The organism is Burkholderia sp. Bp9015 (assembly GCF_003853505.1).
Lineage (GTDB): Bacteria > Pseudomonadota > Gammaproteobacteria > Burkholderiales > Burkholderiaceae > Burkholderia.
Genome location: NZ_QTPZ01000023.1, coordinates 110,841 through 129,029, shown reverse-complemented (window position 1 = coordinate 129,029; position 18,189 = coordinate 110,841). Strand labels below are relative to the sequence as shown.

The 18,189-nt window shown below is 68.6% G+C and carries 13 protein-coding genes, 1 tRNA gene and 1 pseudogene; 9 read left to right on the top strand and 6 right to left on the bottom strand.

The window, feature by feature from the left end:
* Window positions 1-161 (top strand): annotated as a pseudogene (locus DIE12_RS23785) (aspartate aminotransferase family protein); the annotation flags it as partial.
* Between the two features lie 18 nt (window positions 162-179).
* Here DIE12_RS23785 and cysC read toward each other — a convergent pair.
* The 3 genes from cysC to DIE12_RS23770 form a co-directional block, all read right to left on the bottom strand.
* Window positions 180-719 carry an adenylyl-sulfate kinase gene (gene cysC, locus DIE12_RS23780; protein WP_124488335.1) on the bottom strand — a complete coding sequence of 180 codons (540 nt, stop codon included), beginning with the start codon at window positions 717-719 and terminating at the stop codon, window positions 180-182.
* A gap of 275 nt (window positions 720-994) precedes the next feature.
* Window positions 995-1,069: transfer RNA gene (locus DIE12_RS23775), tRNA-Val, on the bottom strand.
* Window positions 1,070-1,152: 83 nt separating this feature from the next.
* Window positions 1,153-1,635, bottom strand: a complete 483-nt coding sequence (locus tag DIE12_RS23770; RefSeq protein ID WP_124488334.1) for an Lrp/AsnC family transcriptional regulator — start codon at window positions 1,633-1,635, stop codon at window positions 1,153-1,155.
* A gap of 191 nt (window positions 1,636-1,826) precedes the next feature.
* Between DIE12_RS23770 and DIE12_RS23765 the strand changes: the two genes are divergently transcribed.
* The 4 genes from DIE12_RS23765 to DIE12_RS23750 all read left to right on the top strand — a co-directional run bounded on the left by DIE12_RS23765 (window position 1,827) and on the right by DIE12_RS23750 (window position 6,134).
* The gene (locus DIE12_RS23765; RefSeq protein WP_124488338.1) at window positions 1,827-3,041 is read left to right on the top strand and encodes an amino acid aminotransferase; all 1,215 of its coding nucleotides are present in this window, start codon (window positions 1,827-1,829) and stop codon (window positions 3,039-3,041) included.
* Between the two features lie 30 nt (window positions 3,042-3,071).
* Complete coding sequence (locus DIE12_RS23760; RefSeq protein ID WP_124488333.1) at window positions 3,072-3,458, top strand: RidA family protein; 387 nt, start codon at window positions 3,072-3,074, stop codon at window positions 3,456-3,458.
* Between the two features lie 94 nt (window positions 3,459-3,552).
* The gene (locus DIE12_RS23755) at window positions 3,553-4,623 is read left to right on the top strand and encodes a porin (protein WP_409333459.1); all 1,071 of its coding nucleotides are present in this window, start codon (window positions 3,553-3,555) and stop codon (window positions 4,621-4,623) included.
* Window positions 4,624-4,715: 92 nt separating this feature from the next.
* Window positions 4,716-6,134 carry an amino acid permease gene (locus DIE12_RS23750; RefSeq protein WP_124522174.1) on the top strand — a complete coding sequence of 473 codons (1,419 nt, stop codon included), beginning with the start codon at window positions 4,716-4,718 and terminating at the stop codon, window positions 6,132-6,134.
* A gap of 44 nt (window positions 6,135-6,178) precedes the next feature.
* Here DIE12_RS23750 and DIE12_RS23745 read toward each other — a convergent pair whose 3' ends face one another.
* A complete protein-coding gene (locus DIE12_RS23745; protein WP_124522172.1) occupies window positions 6,179-7,081 on the bottom strand; it encodes a LysR family transcriptional regulator in 903 nt (300 codons plus the stop codon).
* 174 nt (window positions 7,082-7,255) lie between these two features.
* On the opposite strand from DIE12_RS23745, the gene DIE12_RS23740 reads away from it, so the two are divergent.
* From DIE12_RS23740 to DIE12_RS23730, 3 genes are all read left to right on the top strand, one after another.
* On the top strand, window positions 7,256-9,010 hold the full coding sequence (locus DIE12_RS23740) for an acyl-CoA dehydrogenase family protein (protein ID WP_124522170.1): 1,755 nt from the start codon (window positions 7,256-7,258) through the stop codon (window positions 9,008-9,010).
* The gene (locus DIE12_RS23735; RefSeq protein ID WP_124522168.1) at window positions 9,007-10,263 is read left to right on the top strand and encodes a CaiB/BaiF CoA-transferase family protein; all 1,257 of its coding nucleotides are present in this window, start codon (window positions 9,007-9,009) and stop codon (window positions 10,261-10,263) included. Before DIE12_RS23740 ends, DIE12_RS23735 begins: the two co-directional genes overlap by 4 nt.
* Before the next feature lie 191 nt (window positions 10,264-10,454).
* Entirely contained in the window at window positions 10,455-11,867 is a 1,413-nt protein-coding gene (locus tag DIE12_RS23730) for an MFS transporter (protein WP_124522166.1), read from the top strand.
* A 259-nt stretch (window positions 11,868-12,126) separates the two neighbouring features.
* On the opposite strand, the gene DIE12_RS23725 is transcribed toward DIE12_RS23730, so the two are convergent.
* Together DIE12_RS23725 and argA are read right to left on the bottom strand one after the other, a co-directional pair.
* Window positions 12,127-12,402, bottom strand: a complete 276-nt coding sequence (locus tag DIE12_RS23725; protein WP_006478357.1) for an oxidative damage protection protein — start codon at window positions 12,400-12,402, stop codon at window positions 12,127-12,129.
* Between the two features lie 49 nt (window positions 12,403-12,451).
* On the bottom strand, window positions 12,452-13,831 hold the full coding sequence (gene argA / locus DIE12_RS23720; RefSeq protein WP_044847668.1) for an amino-acid N-acetyltransferase: 1,380 nt from the start codon (window positions 13,829-13,831) through the stop codon (window positions 12,452-12,454).
* A 23-nt stretch (window positions 13,832-13,854) separates the two neighbouring features.
* Between argA and hrpA the strand changes: the two genes are divergently transcribed.
* Complete coding sequence (hrpA, locus tag DIE12_RS23715) at window positions 13,855-18,036, top strand: ATP-dependent RNA helicase HrpA (RefSeq protein ID WP_124522164.1); 4,182 nt, start codon at window positions 13,855-13,857, stop codon at window positions 18,034-18,036.
* The last annotated feature ends 153 nt before the right edge of the window (window positions 18,037-18,189 follow it).

Sequence of the window (18,189 nt, the reverse complement as noted above, 5' to 3'; positions counted from 1 at the left end):
GCGACTTCTGCTTCAACGGCAACCTGATCATGCGCGCGACCGGCGACCGGATGCTGCTGTCGCCGCCGCTCGTGATTCGCGAGGGGGAGGTCGACGAGATCGTCGACAAGGCGAAGCGCGCGTTCGATGCGACCGCGGAACGGGTCGGGCGGGTGAGGTGAGCGAACGCAGCGCTTCGGTCAGGCGTAGTCGAAGCGCTGTTGATCGAACTCGATGATGCGCGCGACACACGCGGAGACGGACATCGTTCCGGTCTCGACAACGAGATCGGGCGCGACGGGTGCCTCATAGGGATCGGAGATGCCGGTGAACTGGCGCGTCTGGCCGGTCATGGCCTTCGCGTACAGGCGTTTCGGATCGCGCGCGGAGCAGGTCTCGATATCGGTCTTCAGATAGATTTCGACGAAGCGCTCGTCACCGATGGTTTCCCGCGCCAGTTGCCGGTCGGCTGCATACGGGGAAATCAGCGCGACGATCACCATGATGCCCTGATTGTTCATCAGCTTCGCGATTTCGGCGGTACGTCGGCAGTTTTCGGCCCGGTCGTCGCGCCGGAATCCGAGATCGTGCGAGACGCCCGAGCGCAGTTCGTCACCGTCGAGAATGCAGACCGGAATGTCGTGCGTGCGCAGGTACGCGGCTATCTCGCGCGAGAGCGTGGATTTACCGGCACCACTCAGGCCGGTCAACCACAGGGTATGTGAATTCGGCAATGTCATGATGTGTCGCGACGGCGTGAACCAGCCGCAATGCGCGTGCCGGATTCCGTTCGTCTTCTTGATGGTGGGAAGCCGGTGCCGCTCGGCCGGCTGTCATGGTGGTCGATTCTAGTCAGCCGCTATTCGTACACCGTTACCAATTCGTTACCGATTATTACGTACTGGCGGATGGCGCGCGTCGGAATCACGCGATTATCTCTTGGACGTGTGCATTACGAGTGCGACGCACAAAACGAAAAGGGCCTGCGTCGTGTAACGCAGGCCCTTGAATTCTTTGGTGGGCGATACTGGGATCGAACCAGTGACCCCTGCCGTGTGAAGGCAGTGCTCTACCGCTGAGCTAACCGCCCAAAGAAGCTGAAATTATGTCAGAGCTTTTCGGGTTCGTAAAGCACTTTCTTCAAATATTTTTCAGGCCGGTGCAAAAGGTGCGTCAGCCGGCCGTCGACGGCTCGACGAGATCGAGGATCGAGCCGTCGCGCTTGAGCGTCGCGAGCACGATGCTCGAATTGATCGACATCACGCCCGTCGCGCGATGCAGCCGGTTGATCACGAAGTCCGAGTAGTGGTCGAGGTCGCGCGCCCGCACCGTCAGCACGTAGTTCGAGCCGCCCGTCACGATCTGCGCGGCGATGACTTCCGGCCACTGCTGGATCGCCTCCACGAAGCGGTCGTGCCATTCGGGCACGTCCGGCCGCATCGACACGTGCACGAGCGCCTCGAATGCGACGCCGACCTTCTTCGGCTCGATCGTGCAGCGGTAGCCGGAAATGGCGCCGCGTTCCTCGAGCAGCTTCACGCGCCGCAGGCACGCCGACGGCGACAGCGCGACCGCGTTCGCGAGGTCCTGATTGCTGATGCGTCCGTCCCGCTCGAGGTGCCGGAGGATCCGCATGTCGGTTCGATCCAGATTCATTTCGCAGAATCCCGTCATTTTTTAGATGGTAGGCGCAGACTCTACTGCAATCGGCGGGATTCGTCATCGAAAAGTGAAGCTCATTCTATTTCGTCCTCGATAACATGCGCCCCATGCCTCGACCGCACGGCCTGACGTGCCGTCACGCCGCCGGCCGTATCGCCGCCTTCAACCCCGACCGTCATTCCGCCATGTACGAACACATTCCCGCCTATCCGGGCGATCCGATCCTGTCGCTGTTCCAGGCGTTCCAGCAGGATGCCCATCCGCACAAGGTCAACCTCAGCATCGGCCTCTATTACGATGACGCGGGCCGCATCCCCGTGCTGGAGAGCACGCGCCTCGCGGCCGAGCGCCTGCGCGAAGCCGGCGCGCCGCATACGTATCTGCCGATGGAAGGGCTCGCCGCGTATCGGCAGGGCGTGCAGCGCCTCGTGTTCGGCGCCGGTTGCGCGGCGCTCGCGCAAGGACGCATCGCGACGCTGCAGACGCTCGGCGGCTCGGGCGCGCTGCGGCTCGGCGCCGAATTCGTGAAGCGCTATTTCCCCGACAGCGCGATCTGGATCAGCGATCCGACGTGGGACAACCATCGCGTGATCTTCGCGGCGGCCGGCCTCGACGTGCACACGTATCCGTACTACGACGCAGCGCGCAACGACCTGCGCGTCGACGCGATGCTCGCGGCGCTCGACGCGCTGCCCGCGCGCAGCATCGTGCTGCTGCAGCCGTGCTGCCACAACCCGACGGGCCTCGACCTCGACCGCGACGCGTGGCGCGCTGTGATCGACGTGCTCGCGCGCCGCGGGCTGATTCCGTTCCTCGACATGGCGTACCAGGGCTTCGGCGATGGTCTCGACGACGACGCATGGGCCGTGCGCGCGATCGTCGAAGCCGGGCTGCCGGCGATCGTCAGCAACTCGTTCTCGAAGAATTTCTCGCTGTATGGCGAGCGCGTCGGCGGCCTGTCGATCGTCTGCGCGAGCGCGGGCGAAGCGGCGACGGTGCTGAGCCAGCTGCAGGCCGGCGTGCGCCGCACCTACTCGAGCCCGCCGCTGTTCGGCGCGCAGCTCGTGTCGGCGGTGCTGAACGACGACGTCCTGCGTGCGTGCTGGGAAGACGAGGTGGCCCAGGTGCGCACGCGCATCAAGCGCATGCGCGGCGAGCTGAAGGCGCGGCTCGACGCGCGCTTGGCCGGGCCCGCGTTCGACGCGCTCGTCACGCAGCGCGGCATGTTCAGCTATACGGGCATCGCCGCGACCGACGTGGACCGGCTGCGCGCGTCGCACGGCGTCTACCTGCTGCGCTCGGGCCGCATGTGCATCGCGGGCCTGAACGACGCGAACGTCGAGCACGTCGCGTACGCGATCGCCGACGTGCTCGGCGGCACGTCGCGCCAGGCTGCCTGAGCGGCCGATCCCGAACCGAAGGAGGACACGATGGCAGACACGATCCCGGTCGACTTGCCGCAACTCGCGCAGCCGTTCTCGTGGGCGACCCGCGCGGGCGGGCTGATGTTTACCGGCCACGGCCCGGTCGATGCGTCCGGCGCGATCGCAGGCGACACGATGACGGGGCAGGCGCGCCTCACGCTCGGCAATCTCGCGAAGGCCGTCGCGGCGGCCGGCGCGACGATGGACGACGTCGCGCAGGTGCTCGTCTACCTGTCCGACGTGAAGGCGATGCCCGAATTCGACGCCGAATACCGGCGCCACTTTCGCGAACCGTACCCGAACCGCACGTGCGTGGGCGTGCAGGGCTTCGCGCACCCGGACATGCGCGTCGAACTCGTCGCATACGTGGCGTTGCCGGCGGCACGCGGCTAGAAAGCACGCAACTCGGCGCGGATTGCAGTACCCACGATTACCGACATACCCCAACCAGTACACATCGATAATTCAGACAAGGATGGAGACGAAGATGAAGAGTATCAATAGGTTCGCACTACCGACGATTGCCGGCCTGCTCGCCGCGAGCGGCGCGATGGCGCAGAGCAGCGTGACGCTGTACGGCATCGTCGACCAGAGCATTCGCTACACGACGCATGCGAACGCGTCGAACGACGCGAGCGTGCAGATGACCAACGGTGCGATCACCAACAGCCGCTGGGGCCTGAAGGGCAGCGAAGCGCTCGGCGGCGGCCTGACGGCGATCTTCCGGCTCGAGAGCGGCTTCGAGCCGCAGAACGGGCAGCTCGACGGCGCGCTGTTCGGCCGCTACGCGTATGTCGGCCTGGCGAGCGACTGGGGCACCGTGAAGCTCGGCCGGCAGGCGACCGAGGCATTCAACCTGTTCGGCGATCTCGATCCGCTGACGGTCGGCAACTACACGGCCAACATGTGGCCGTACTTCCTCACGCAGGGCCGCGCGAGCAACGTGGCCAGCTACGACGGCACGTTCGGCGGGCTGAACGTCGGCGCGAGCTACGGCTTCGGCGGCGTCGCGGGCAGCCTCGGCGCGAATGCGTACTGGGGCACGCACGTGTCGTACACGCTCGGCGGGCTGATGGTCGGCGCGACCTACCAGCAGGTGCGCGACCTGACGAGCCGCGCGCAGCAGGCGTGGGGCGCGGGCGCACGCTATGCGTTCGGCGCGGCGACGCTGTACGCGGGCTATCTCGGCGGCATCGACCGCACGGGCATGCTCGACCGGCAATTGCTGAACGCGCCGGGCCGCGACGTGACCTACGGTGCGTTCGCCGACAATCCGCGCCGCGACGCGATCTTCTATACCGGCGCGAGCGTGAAGGTCACGCCGGCGGTTTCGGTGACGGGCGTCGCGTACTACGACGACATCCGCAACGTCAACGGCATCGCCGGTAACGGCGGAAAGCGCTACACGGGCGTGCTCGAGGCCGAGTACGCGCTGTCGAAGGCGACGCAGGTCTACGCGACGGTCGACTACAACCGGGTGACCGGCGGCGCGTTCACCGAAATGCCCGGACGCGGCAACCAGACGGGCATCGCGGCCGGCTTGCGCCACCTGTTCTGAGCATGCGGCGCGCGGTGGCCGGTGCGGTCCGGCACCGGTCCGTGCGCCGTCGACGTTTCGGCCGGACACACGCTTTCGAACGAGGTCATTCGATGCAACCAGAAGGGCAATTCCAGCACATCGCGGCGCGCGAGCAGGGTCTGCGCCGCACACTTTCCGCACGGCAGATGGCGATGATCGCGATCGGCGGTGCGATCGGCACCGGTCTCTTTCTCGGCAGCGGGTTCGCGATCGGCTTCGCGGGCCCGAGCGTGCTCGTCAGCTACGCGATCGGCGCGTTCATCTCGCTGTTGCTGATGGGCTGTCTCGCGGAGATGACGGTCGCGCATCCGACCTCCGGGTCGTTCGGCGCATACGCCGAACATTACGTGAGCCCGTGGGCCGGGTTCCTCGTGCGCTATGCGTACTGGGCGTGCATCGTGCTCGCGGTCGGCACCGAAGTCACCGCGATCGCGCTGTACATGAAGTACTGGTTCCCGGGCGTGCCGGGCTGGCTGTGGATCGTCGGCTTCTCGGCGCTGCTCGTGTTCGTCAACGCGCGCAGCGTCGACGTGTTCGGCGCGGTCGAATACGGCTTCTCGGTCGTGAAGATCGCGGCGATCGTCGGCTTCATCGTGCTCGGCGCGTACGTCGTGTTCGGCAATCCGGCACTGGTCGGCGACGGTGCGGCCCGCGCGGGCTTCCACCATTACACCGGGCACGGCGGCTTTTTCCCGAAGGGCATGTGGGGAATGTGGGTCGCGGTGATCGTGTCGATCTTCAGCTACCTGAGCATCGAGATGATCGCGGTCGCGGCGGGCGAGGCGGAGGATCCCGAGCGCGCGGTGACGCGCGCGTTCCGCTCGACGATCGTGCGGCTCGTGCTGTTCTACCTCGTCACGCTCGCGCTGATGCTCGCGATCGTGCCGTGGACGGCGGCGGGGCGCGACGAGAGCCCGTTCGTGAAGGTGATGGAGGCGATCCACCTGCCGGGCGCGGCCGGGCTGATCAACTTCGTCGTGCTGATCGCCGCGCTGTCCGCGATGAACAGCCAGCTCTACATCACGACGCGGATGATGTTCAGCCTGTCGCGCGCGGGTTATGCGCCGAAGGCGCTCGGCCAGGTCGACGCGCGCGGCGTGCCGTTCGGCGCGCTGCTGCTGTCGACGCTCGGCATCGCGCTCGCGACGGTCCTGAGCGTGCTGTACCCGGACGCGTCGTTCACGATCATGATGGCGGTGTCGATGTTCGGCGCGCTGTTCACGTGGATGATGATCTTCGTCACGCATTACTGCTTCCGGCGGCGTCGCGCGGCGCTCGGCCTGCCGGCGCCCGCGTTCCGGATGCGCGGCTTTCCGCTGCTGACGCTGCTCGGCGCGGCGCTGATGCTCGCGGTGATGGTGACGACCTACTTCACGGCCGAATTCCACATGACGCTGATCTTCGGCATTCCGTTCCTGATCGCGCTGTCCGTCGTGTACGCGGTGTGGTACCGGCGCGCGCAGCCGGCGCTGCAGCCGGAAGCGAAGTAACGGGGAAGTGCCGGCGCGAAATGCCGGCGCGCCGGCGCGCCGGCTCAGCCCGCGAGCGCGGGCAGCGCGTCGATCGATGCGCGCACGTAGTCGGCGAAGCGCAGTGCGACCGGTTCGGCAGTGCCGCTGCGCTTCAGTTCGAGCGTGCGCGATTCGAGCGACGCATCCTTCAGCGGCCGGAACGCGAGGCGGTCGCTCTTCACCTGCTGCAGCACGCGCGGCACCAGCGCGATGCCCATGCCGAACTCGATCATCGACAGGATCGTCTGCCACAGCCGCGCCTCGTGACGGATCAGCGGGCTGAATCCCGCGTTCACGCATTGCGCGATGATCAGGTCGTGATAGTGCGGCGCCGCGTCGCGCGGAAACAGGATGAACGGTTCCTCGGCCAGCGTGGCGAGCGCGACCTGACGGCGCCGCGCGAGCGGATGCGCGGCCGGCAGGCAGCAGACGAACGGTTCCGCGTAGACGGGCGCCGATTCGACCTCGGGCGGGCAGTGGCCCCAGTGCGCGTAGCCGAGATCGATCTGGCCACGCTGGATCGCCTGCACCTGCGCCTGCGTGTTCATCTCGCTCAGCACGATCTCGACGCCCGGGTAATCGGCTTCGAAGCGCCGCACCGCATCGGGCAGCCCGCGATACAGCATCGAATGGACGAAGCCGATCCGCAGCCGGCCCGCGAGGCCGGACGCAGAGCGCACCGTGAGCCGCTCGGCCTCGGCCGCCTGCAGCAGCAGCCGGCGCGCTTCGCCGAGCAGCACCGCGCCCGCGTTGGTCAGCGCGACCGTCTTGTTGGTGCGCGAAAAGAGCTGCACGCCGAGCGCGTCCTCGAACTTGCGGATGTCGAAGCTCAACGCCGGCTGCGAGATGAACAGGCGCTTCGCCGCGCGCCCGAAATGCAGTTCCTCGGCGACCGCCACGAAGTAGCGCAACTGCCTCAGTTCCATGCTGTCTCCTTCCCGCATCGGCATCGATAAGCGTCGTCTATCGTACCGGATAAATCCTGTATTGGACGCTTATCGATCGCGCGCCTACGCTCTGCTGAACGCCTGGCATCAGCCGGCCGCGGTGCCGCCGCGCGGCGCCGGCCGATAGCCGGGCGCCATCCTGGAGACGCATGCATGAACGACATCGCTCGCACGCCGGACACCGGCGCGGCCAACAACATCCCCGATAGCCGGGGCATCAATTTCTTCACGGCCGATCCCGATCTCGGCGCGTTGCTGAAACTGCATCTCGGTGACGCGCGCTACGCGGAACTCGAACCGCAGCTGCACGCGCTCGGCGCGCGCGTGTCGGGCGAGCTCGACGAATGGGCGTCGCGCGCGGACAAGCACCCGCCCGTGCTCGAACACCGCAACCGGCGCGGCGAAGCCGTGCAGCGGATCGACAAGGATCCCGCGTACATCGCGCTCGAACGCGTCGCGTATGCGGAACTCGGGCTCGCGTCGCTGAGCCACCAGCCCGAGGCGGTCGCGCCGCTCGTCAAGTACGCGCTGACGTTCCTGTTCGTGCAGGCCGAATTCGGGCTGTGCTGCCCGGTCAGCATGACCGATTCGCTGACGCGCACGCTGCGCCGTTTCGGCGACCCGGCGCTCGTCGAGCGCTATCTGCCGATGCTCGCATCGCGCGATTTCGACACGCTGTTCCAGGGCGCGATGTTCATGACCGAACAGGCGGCCGGCTCCGACGTCGGCCGCATCGCGACGCGCGCGGTGCGCGATGCCGACGCGCAGGGCGAGGCGGTGTGGCGCCTCTTCGGCGACAAGTGGTTCTGCTCGAACGCTGACGCCGACCTGGCGATGGTGCTCGCGCGGCCCGACGGCGCGCCGGACGGCATCAAGGGGCTCGCGTTGTTCCTGCTGCCGAAGACGCTGCCGGACGGCACGCGCAACCGCTACCGGATCGTGCGGCTGAAGGACAAGCTCGGCAGCCGTTCGATGGCGAGCGGCGAGATCGCGCTCGAAGGCGCGCAGGCATACCTGATCGGCGAGATCGGCCGCGGCTTTCACCAGATGGCGGACATGATCAACATGTCGCGGCTGTCGAACGGCGTGCGCGCGGCGGGCCTGATGCGGCGCGCACTGAACGAGTCGCTGCACGTGGCCGCCCACCGCGCCGCATTCGGCCGCAAGCTGATCGAGATGCCGCTGATGCAGCGCCAGCTGATGAAGATGCTGCTGCCCGCCGAGGCCGCGCGTGCGATGTTCATGCAGATCGCGCTGCTGCTGCCGCAGGCGGATGCGGGCGACGAGCAGGCCGCGCGCTGCGTGCGCATCCTGACGCCGCTGATCAAGTTCCGCGCGTGCCGCGACGCACGCCGTGTGACGGGCGACGCGATGGAGGTGCGCGGCGGCACCGGCTACATCGAGGAATGGAGCGATGCGCGGCTCGTGCGCGATGCGCATCTCGGCTCGATCTGGGAAGGCACCAGCAACATCGTCGCGCTCGACGTCGCGCGCGCCGCGCAGCGCGAGCAGGCGCTCGATGCGCTGCGCACGTTCCTCGCCGACCGGCTCGGCGCGGCGCCGCTGCCCGACGCGAGCCGCGCGGCGCTGCGGCGCATTCTCGCGCGCGCGTGCGATGCGCTCGCCGGTGTCGCGGCGGAAGGCGACGACGCGCGCGTGCGGCAGGCCGCGTCGGCGCTGTACTACGCGAGCGCGGCCGTGCTGATGGCATGCGAGGGCGCGCGGCTCGCGCCCGATTACCGGCGCCTCGCGCTCGCGCACCTGATCGTGCGTCACAAGCTGTTGCCGGTCGATCCGCTCGCGCCGGCGTCGCGCGACGACGAGGCAGCGGCGTTCGATGCGTTGCTGCGCGGCACGCCGGTACCGCTCGACATGGCGCTCGACCTGCTGCCGGAGGTCGAACGATGAGCACGACGAAAGCGACGAAAGCGACGGAAGCGACGGAAGCGACGGAAGCGACGAAAGCGACACGCGGCGCACTTGACGGCCTGAAGGTCGTCGACCTGAGCCGCGTGCTCGGCGGCCCGTACTGCACGCAGGCGCTCGCCGACCACGGCGCGACGGTGATCAAGATCGAGCCGCCGGGCGGCGACGAGACGCGCGGCTGGGGGCCACCGTTCCTCGGCGACACCGCGTGGTACTTCATGGGCGTGAACCGCAACAAGGAGGGCGTCGCGCTCGACCTGTCCCGCGACGAAGGGCGCGCGATCCTGTGGCGTTTGCTCGAGAGCGCCGACGTGCTCGTCGAGAACTTCAAGCCCGGCACGCTCGCGCGCTGGGGCATGGACTACGCGCGCGACCTGCAGCCGCGTTTCCCGCGCCTGATCCACTGCGCGGTGACGGGCTTCGGCGAGGACGGCCCGCTCGGCGGGCTGCCCGGCTACGACGCGGTGATCCAGGCGATGGCCGGGCTGATGAGCGTGAACGGCGAGCGCGACGGCGACGCGACGCGCATCGGGCTGCCGATCGTCGACATGGTCACCGGACTCAACGCGCTGACCGGCATCCTGCTCGCGCTCGCGGAGCGCGAGCAGAGCGGGCAGGGCCAGTCGATCGACATCGCGCTGTACGACTGCGGCGTGTCGCTGCTGCATCCGCACCTGCCGAACTTCTTCGGCTCGGGGCGCGTGCCCGAGCGCAGCGGCAACGCGCACCCGAACATCGCGCCGTACGACAGCTATCGCACGGCCACCGTGCCGATCTTCCTCGCGGTCGGCAACGACCGGCAGTTCGCGCGGCTCGTCGCGCATCTCGGCGCGCCGGCGCTGGCCGGCGATCCGCGCTTCGTCGACAACCGCAGCCGCTGCGCGCACCGGCCCGAACTGAAGGCCGAACTCGAGGCACGGCTCACCGCGCATCCGTGCGAGCCGCTCGCGCGCGACCTGATGGCGGCGGGCGTGCCGTGCGGGCCGGTGCGCACGGTCGCCGACGTTGCGCGCGATCCGCATGCGCTGCATCGCGAGTTGTTCGTCGAGATCGGCGCGTATCGCGGCACCGCATCGCCGGTGAAGCTGTCGCGCACGCCGGCGACCTATCGTTCGCCGCCGCCCGCGCTCGGCCGCGACACGCGCGCGGTGCTCGACCGCCTCGGCGTCGATCCCGCGCTCCAGCGGCAGCTGCTCGACGCGGGCGTGCTGAAGGTCGCGCCGGACCCGGCGTGACCGGACGAGTGGCCCTGCAGGTGAGTGACCTGGACCGACAGATCGCGACGTAAAGCGACGTTGGGCAGCGTAAAGCTGCCCCGCGTCGAGCAATCGCTCGTAACGCAACCTCCGCCAGCCGGCGGCGCAAGGCCGGCCATCCGGCAACGCGCGCGACAGTCGCGCCGCCGATCACAAACATGGAGACATCGATGAGCCGTCCGCAATCCCCGTCCGCCGCGCAGCCGCGGCCCGGCCGTGCCGCCCTCGCGGCGTTCGTCGGCACCACGATCGAGTGGTACGACTTCTACATCTACGGCACCGCCGCCGCGCTCGTATTCGGCAAGGTGTTCTTTTCGAGCACGATGAATCCCGGCGTCGCGACGCTCCTTGCGTTCGTCACGTTCTGGGCCGGCTTCGCCGCGCGGCCGCTCGGCGGCATCGTGTTCGGGCATCTCGGCGATCGCGTCGGCCGCAAGACCGCGCTCGTGATCACGCTGGTGATGATGGGGCTTGCCACGACCGGCATCGGCCTGTTGCCCGGCTATGCGTCGATCGGCGTGTGGGCGCCCGCGGGCCTCGTCGTGCTGCGCGTGCTGCAGGGCATCGCGGTCGGCGGCGAGTGGGGCGGCGCGGTGCTGATCGCGAGCGAGAACGCGCCGAAGCATCGCAGCATCCTGTATGCGGCGTTCGCGCAGCAGGGTTCGCCCACCGGCAACCTGCTCGCCACCGCTGCCTTCTTCGCGCTGAGCGCGCTGCCGACGCCGTCGTTCCTGATGTGGGGCTGGCGCATTCCGTTTTTGCTGTCGGCGGTGCTCGTGATCATCGGGATGGTGATCCGGCTGCGGCTCGAGGAATCGATCGACATGCAGCGCGTGCTCGCGCGCAAGCGCACGGTGAAGCTGCCGCTGCGCGACGTCGTGCGCGACCACTGGCCCGTCGTGCTGCTCGCGGCCGGCACGCTGCCGGTGATCCACGTCACGTACTTTCGCAGCACGTTCGCGCTGTCGTGGGCGACCAAGGAGCTCGGTTATGCGCAGGGCACGTTCCTCGGCATCCTGTCGATCTCGCTCGTCGTGCAGTTCCTGATGCAGCCGGTCGGCGCGTGGTTCGTGTCGAAGGTCGACATGCGGCGCGCGATGTGCTGGATCCTGATTCCGGAGATCGTGCTGATGCCGGTGATGTTCCATGCGCTCGCGACGCGCTCGTACTGGGTCGCCGTCGCGGGCATGTGCATCTCGACGATTCCGTCGGCGATGTTCTACGGTGCGGTCGGCGGCGTGCTCGCGCGCGTGTTTCCGGCCAACATCCGCTATACGGGCCTGTCGCTCGCGTACCAGCTGAGCGCCCTCGTCGTCGGCGGCGGCACGCCGGTGCTCGCGCAGGCGATCCTGAACGCGACCGGCAGCATCGTCGGCGTCGCGATCGCGTCGGGGCTGTACGCGCTCGTGTCGCTCGCGTGCATGCTCGCGCTGCTGAATCGCACCGGCTACCGCGCGGACGAGCTGTCGACGGCCGAGCGCAGCGATGCGGCCGAGTGGGGCGCCGAAAGTGCGAGCGCTGAAAGTCCGGCCGGCGAGACCACGCAGCCAGGCGAGCGCGGCGCGTTGAAACCGGCGGGGTGAGACGGGGAGGCCGGCGTGATTCGGCACGCTGGCGATTCGGTAACGCGGTAACGCGGTAATGCGGTGAGGCGGTGAGGCGGTAATTCGCCGCTCCGGCGACATCGCGCGCCGGACGGATCGCGCGCCGCATGGCCTCGACTCGCGCCAAATCACGCGTCCCAAAAGCAAACGGCACCGTGCGATCCACGGTGCCGTTTGCCTGGCGGTTGCTTCACTTCGCGACGAGGCCGGCACGGCCGGCCATCGCGATGCGGGGTGCTCAGCCTTCCGTCGGCGGCACGTAGCCGGACGCCTGGTCGGCGCCGTCGCCGAAGAAATACTTCTCGGTCTGCTTCATCAGGTACTGGCGCGCGCGCGGGTCGGCCATGTTCAGGCGGTTCTCGTTGATCAGCATCGTCTGCTGCTTGAGCCAGCCTTGCCACGCTTCCTTCGACACGCTTTCGTAGATGCGCTTGCCGAGTTCGCCCGGCAGCGGCGGGAAATCGAGACCCTCGGCTTCCTTGCCGAGCTTCGCGCATTGGATCATTCGAGCCATCGTGTACTTCTCCTGTAATCGGTCTGGGGGAGGGCAGTCGTGCCTGCGCTCAGAGCTGCTTCATCAGCACGAGCGACTTGCGCTGCCAGTTGTAGAGTTTGCGGCGGTCTTCCGGCAGGTCGTCGACGCTGACCTTGACGAAGCCGCGCTTGAGGAACCAGTGCTCGGTGCGCGTCGTGAGCACGAAGATGTGCGTGAGGCCGCGCGCGCGGGCGCGCTGCTCGATGCGCTTGAGCAGGCGTTCGCCGTCGCCCGAGCCCTGCGCTTCCGGCGCGACCGTCAGGCACGCCATCTCGCCGATCTTTTCCTGCTGGTACGGATACAGCGCCGCGCAGCCGAACAGCACGCCATCGTGCTCGATCACCGAGAAGTGGTCGATGTCGCGTTCGATCTGGTGGCGGCCGCGCCGCACCAGCGTGCCGTCCGACTCGAGCGGCTCGATCAGCGACAGGATGCCGCCGACGTCGTCCGGCGTCGCTTCGCGCAGGCTCTCGAGGTTCTCGTACGAGATCATCGTGCCGACGCCGTCGTGCAGGAACAGTTCGAGCAGCATGCTGCCGTCGAGCGACTGCGGAATCAGGTGGGCCCGGGTCACGCCGCCGCGGCACGCGCGGATCGAGTGCTTCAGGAAGAACGCGTCGTCGCCCTGGATGTTGCCCGAATCGAGCAGCTCGGCGGCCGCGTCGAGCGACATTTCGCGGATCAGCCCGCCTTCGTCGTCGACGATGCCGGGCGCTTCGGTCAGGAAGATGATCTTGTCGGCGCGCAGCGCGATCGCGGCGGCCGATGCGACGTCTTCCATCGACAGATTGAACGCCTCGCCGGTCGGCGAGAAGCCGAGCGGCGACAGCAGCACGAGCTTGCGGCTCGCGAGCGAATGACGGATCGATTCGGCGTCGATCTTGCGCACGATGCCCGTGTGCGCGAAATCGACCCCGTCGAGAATCCCCACCGGCCGGGCGGTCACGAAGTTGCCGGACACGACGCTGATGTGCGCGTGCGCCATCGGCGAGTTCGGCAGACCCTGGCTGATCGCGGCCTCGATGTCGAGACGCACTTCGCCGGCCGCTTCCTTCGCGGATTCGAGCGCGCGCGCATCGGTGATGCGCAGCCCGTGCGAAAACTCGGATTCGACACCATGCAGGCTCAGCTGCTCCTCGACCTGCGGCCGTGAGCCGTGCACCAGCACGATCTGGATGCCCATCGCCTGCAGGAGCGCGATGTCGGACACGAGCGCGTTCAACAGCCCCTGCTGCACCACCTCGCCGCCGAACCCCACGACGAACGTGCTGTTGCGGAACTTGTGGATATAGGGCGCGACGGAACGCATCCAGTCGACGAACTGCGCGTGGCTGGCGGCCGAATCGTCGGCGGCCGGCGGCGTCGCGGCGCCGGTCTGGGCGGGAGGGAGGTCGGTTTGGGAATTCATGGGCGGGATTATAATGCGCCCCCATGTCGAATGTACCTAAAAGTCCCGCGCCGACGCGGGCCAAAGCGCCGTCGGCGAAGCACCCGGATGGTGCGGCCGACGCGCGCCAGCAGCAGGAAAAGCCGGCGGGCAAGCCGGCCCACGCGCCGCGCGGCGACGAACGGCGTGGCGATACGCGCCAGCCGTCCGCGAAGGGCGCACCGCGGGGCGCCGGCGAGCGCGCTCCGCGCCGCGAGCGTGCGCCGCGCACCACCGTCGCGCCGAATCCCGTTCCGCCGATCACTTACCCCGAAAGCCTGCCGGTGTCGGGCAAGCGCGACGAAATCGCGCGCGCGATCGCCGGTCATCAGGTTGTCATCGTCTGCGGCGAGACGGGTTCGGGCAAGACCACGCAGCTGCCGAAGATCTGCCTCGATCTCGGCCGTGGCCTCGGCGCCGGCGGCACGGGCCTGATCGGCCATACGCAGCCGCGGCGCCTGGCCGCATCGTCGACCGGCCGCCGGATCGCCGAGGAACTCGGCACGCCGTTCGGCGAGGTGGTCGGCTACAAGGTGCGCTTCACCGACAATCTCGCGCCGGGCGCGTCCGTCAAGCTGATGACGGACGGTATCCTGCTCGCCGAGACGCAGACCGATCCGCTGCTGAAGGCGTACGACACGCTGATCATCGACGAGGCGCACGAACGCAGCCTGAACATCGACTTCCTGCTCGGCTACCTGAAGGAGATCCTGCCGCGGCGGCCGGACCTGAAGCTGATCGTCACGTCCGCGACGATCGACGCCGACCGCTTCGCGCGCCATTTCGGCACCGACGAGCGCCCGGCACCCGTGATCGAGGTGAGCGGGCGGCTGTACCCGGTCGAGATGCGCTACCGGCCGGTGGCCGAGGACCGCCCGGCGGTAAAGAACGCAGAAGGCACCGGCGGGCGCGACCGCGTGAAGACCGCGCGCGAGGCCGAGCGCGACCTGATGGACGCTATCGTCGACGCGGTCGACGAACTGTGCCGCGAAGGCCCCGGCGACGTGCTGGTGTTCCTGCCCGGCGAGCGCGAGATCCGCGAGGCGGCCGAGGCGCTGCGCAAGCACCATCCGCCGCACACCGAGATCCTGCCGCTGTTCGCGCGGCTGTCGGCGGCCGATCAGGACAAGGTGTTCAAGGCGTCGAACGCGCGCCGCATCGTGCTCGCGACCAACGTGGCCGAAACCTCGCTGACGGTGCCGGGCATCCGCTACGTCGTCGACACCGGCCTCGCGCGCGTGAAGCGCTATTCGTACCGGAACAAGGTCGAGCAGCTCCAGGTCGAGTCGATCTCGCAGGCCGCCGCGAACCAGCGCGCGGGCCGCTGCGGCCGGGTGGCCGACGGCGTCTGCATCCGCTTGTACGAGGAAAGCGACTACCAGGCGCGCGCGCGCTTCACCGATCCGGAAATCCTGCGCTCGTCGCTCGCGTCGGTGATCCTGCGGATGAAATCGCTGCACCTGACGGCGATCGAATCGTTCCCGTTCCTCGAGCCGCCGCCCGGCCGCGCGATCGCGGACGGCTACCAGCTGCTCAACGAACTCGGCGCGGTCGACGACGACAACGCACTGACGCCGCTCGGCCGCGAACTCGCGCGGCTGCCGCTCGATCCGCGCGTCGGCCGGATGATTCTCGCCGCGCGCGACCAGCAGTCGCTGCGCGAGGTGCTGATCATCGCGAGCGCGCTGTCCGTGCAGGACCCGCGCGACCGGCCGATCGAAGCGCAGGAGCAGGCCGACCAGGCGCACCGCCGGTTCGCCGACGAGCGCTCCGAATTCCTGCAGTGGCTGAAGATCTGGGCGTGGTTCGAAGAGGCCGTCGCGCACAAGAAGTCGAACCGCCAGCTGATCGACGCGTGCCGGCAGAATTTCCTGTCGCACCTGCGGCTGCGCGAATGGCGCGACGTCCATTCGCAGCTGCTGACGGTCGTGCGCGAACACGGCTGGCGCCTCAACGAGGTCGAGGCGACCTACGAGCAGGTGCATCTGGCCCTGTTGACGGGCCTGCTCGGCAACCTCGGCATGAAGGCCGACGACGATCCGCACTACCTCGGCGCACGCGGGATCAAGTTCTACCTGTGGCCGGGCTCCGCGCTCGCGAAGAAGGCCGGCCGCTGGGTGATGGCGGCCGAACTCGTCGAGACGAGCCGGCTGTACGCGCGCTGCCTCGCGAAGATCGAGCCGGAGTGGGTCGAGAAGATCGGCGCGCACCTGCTGAAGAAATCGCTGTCGGAGCCGCATTGGGAAAAGCGTCCCGCGCAGGTCAGCGCGTTCGAGCGCGCGACGCTGTACGGGCTGCCGATCTACCACCGCCGGCGCGTCGCGTTCGGCAAGCAGGACCCGGCGCGGGCGCGCGAGCTGTTCATCCGCGGCGCGCTGGTCGAAGGCGAATTCGACACGAAGCTGCCGTTTTTCGCGCACAACCGCAAGCTGCTCGCCGACATCGAGCAGCTCGAGCACAAGTCGCGCCGCCAGGACGTGCTGGTCGACGACGAGCTGATCTACGCGTACTACGACCAGGCGATTCCGGAAGGAATTCACACGGGCGTCGCGTTCGAGCGCTGGTATCGGGATGAAGTGAAGAAGGGCGGCCAGGCGGAGGACAAGCAGCGCCTGCTGTACCTGTCGCGCGACGACCTGATGCGCCACGAGGCGGCGGGCGTCACGACCGAGCTGTTTCCGAAGCGCGCGACGATGGCCGGCGTCGAGATGGCGCTGACCTACCACTTCGAACCCGGCACGCCGCGCGACGGCGTGACGCTCGCGGTGCCGCTGTACGCGCTGAACCAGGTCGACGCGCGCCGCTGCGAATGGCTCGTGCCGGGGATGCTGAAGGAAAAGGTGCAGCTGCTGCTGAAGTCGCTGCCGCAGAAGCTGCGCCGGCATTGCGTGCCGCTGCCCGAGTACGCGGCCGGCTTCGTCGAGCGCACGGGCCGCGAGCGCTTCGGCGCGGGCGGCCTCGTCGAGGCGCTGATCGCCGACGTGCGCGGCGAGACGCAGGTCGCGATGAAGACGGCCGACTTCAAGCTCGAGACGCTGCCCGCTCACCTGTTCATGAACTTCAAGGTGATCGACGAGCACGGCCGCCAGCTCGCGATGGGGCGCAATCTCGCGCAACTGCGCCAGGAACTCGGCGCGCAGGCGCAGCAGCAGTTCCAGAAGATCGCGGCGGCGTCGACGATCGCGCCCGGCGGCGAAGCCGGCGCGGACGACGCAGGCGCCACGCCGGCGCCGGCGGCCACGGCGGGTTCCGCGGCTTCGACGGCGAAGGGCGGCAAGCCGGGCAAGGGCGTCGCACCGCACACGGGCGCCCCGGCGGAAGCCGGCGCGACCGCGCTGTACGAGAACCTGACGACGTGGAACTTCGGCAAGCTCCCCGAGCTGCTGGAGATCCGCCGGCGCGGCCAGACGCTGTACGGCTATCCGGCGCTCGTCGATCGCGGCACGCATTGCGACGTCGAGGTGTTCGACTCGCCGGAGGAGGCCGCGCGGATCCACCGGGCCGGCTTGCGGCGGCTGTTCGCGCTGCAGCTGAAGGAGCCGATCAAGTTCCTCGAGAAGAACCTGCCGGGGCTGCGCGAGATGGCGATGCAGTACATGTCGCTCGGCACGCAGGACGAGCTGCGCGACCAGCTGATCGACACGGCGCTCGACCGCGCGTGCCTGCAGGATCCGCTGCCCGACGACGACGCGAGCTTCCACGCGCGTCGCGACGAAGGCCGCAGCCGCCTGAACCTGCTCGCGCAGGAGATCGCGCGGCTCGTCGGGCAGATCCTCGCCGAATACGCGGGGCTCGCGAAGAAGCTCGCGCAGGCGAAGCCGTTCGCACAGGCCCACGCGGATCTGCAGCAGCAGCTCGCCGCGCTGGTCGGCAAGCGCTTCGTGATCGACACGCCTTACGTGCAGCTTGCACACTTCCCGCGCTACCTGAAAGGCATCGCGCTGCGGATCGACAAGCTGAAGGCCGACCCGGCGCGCGACGCGAAGCAGTCCGGCGAGCTGCTGCCGCTCGTCCAGCAGTACCAGCGCGCGGTGTCGCAGCGCGGCGGCGTCGCCGACCCGCGGCTCGCGGAATTCCGCTGGCTGCTGGAGGAACTGCGCATTTCGCTGTTCGCGCAGGAACTGCGCACGCCGATGCCTGTCTCTGTCAAGCGTCTGCACAAGGTCTGGGAGTCGATGCAGCGCTAGCGCAACGGCGGTTGTCCGGGTCCGCGCCGGCGGCCGGCCCGGCAGGCCGCGCGGCGCCTGCCGCGGCGGGCCGCACGGCGGCCGCGGCGTGCGTCGAAGTGGCGCAGGGCCGACTTCCGTCAACCGGCAGGGCCGGTCGAGCGTTTTACAATC

What these genes read in the sequence shown, in the direction of transcription:
- DIE12_RS23735 (WP_124522168.1), top strand. Translation starts at nt 9,007, where the DNA reads ATGAGCACGACGAAAGCGACGAAAGCGACGGAAGCGACGGAAGCGACG.
- DIE12_RS23745 (WP_124522172.1), bottom strand. Translation starts at nt 7,081, where the DNA reads ATGGAACTGAGGCAGTTGCGCTACTTCGTGGCGGTCGCCGAGGAACTG.
- DIE12_RS23750 (WP_124522174.1), top strand. Translation starts at nt 4,716, where the DNA reads ATGCAACCAGAAGGGCAATTCCAGCACATCGCGGCGCGCGAGCAGGGT.
- hrpA (WP_124522164.1), top strand. Translation starts at nt 13,855, where the DNA reads ATGTCGAATGTACCTAAAAGTCCCGCGCCGACGCGGGCCAAAGCGCCG.
- DIE12_RS23760 (WP_124488333.1), top strand. Translation starts at nt 3,072, where the DNA reads ATGGCAGACACGATCCCGGTCGACTTGCCGCAACTCGCGCAGCCGTTC.
- DIE12_RS23770 (WP_124488334.1), bottom strand. Translation starts at nt 1,635, where the DNA reads ATGAATCTGGATCGAACCGACATGCGGATCCTCCGGCACCTCGAGCGG.
- DIE12_RS23765 (WP_124488338.1), top strand. Translation starts at nt 1,827, where the DNA reads ATGTACGAACACATTCCCGCCTATCCGGGCGATCCGATCCTGTCGCTG.
- argA (WP_044847668.1), bottom strand. Translation starts at nt 13,831, where the DNA reads ATGAATTCCCAAACCGACCTCCCTCCCGCCCAGACCGGCGCCGCGACG.
- DIE12_RS23725 (WP_006478357.1), bottom strand. Translation starts at nt 12,402, where the DNA reads ATGGCTCGAATGATCCAATGCGCGAAGCTCGGCAAGGAAGCCGAGGGT.
- cysC (WP_124488335.1), bottom strand. Translation starts at nt 719, where the DNA reads ATGACATTGCCGAATTCACATACCCTGTGGTTGACCGGCCTGAGTGGT.
- DIE12_RS23740 (WP_124522170.1), top strand. Translation starts at nt 7,256, where the DNA reads ATGAACGACATCGCTCGCACGCCGGACACCGGCGCGGCCAACAACATC.
- DIE12_RS23755 (WP_409333459.1), top strand. Translation starts at nt 3,553, where the DNA reads ATGAAGAGTATCAATAGGTTCGCACTACCGACGATTGCCGGCCTGCTC.
- DIE12_RS23730 (WP_124522166.1), top strand. Translation starts at nt 10,455, where the DNA reads ATGAGCCGTCCGCAATCCCCGTCCGCCGCGCAGCCGCGGCCCGGCCGT.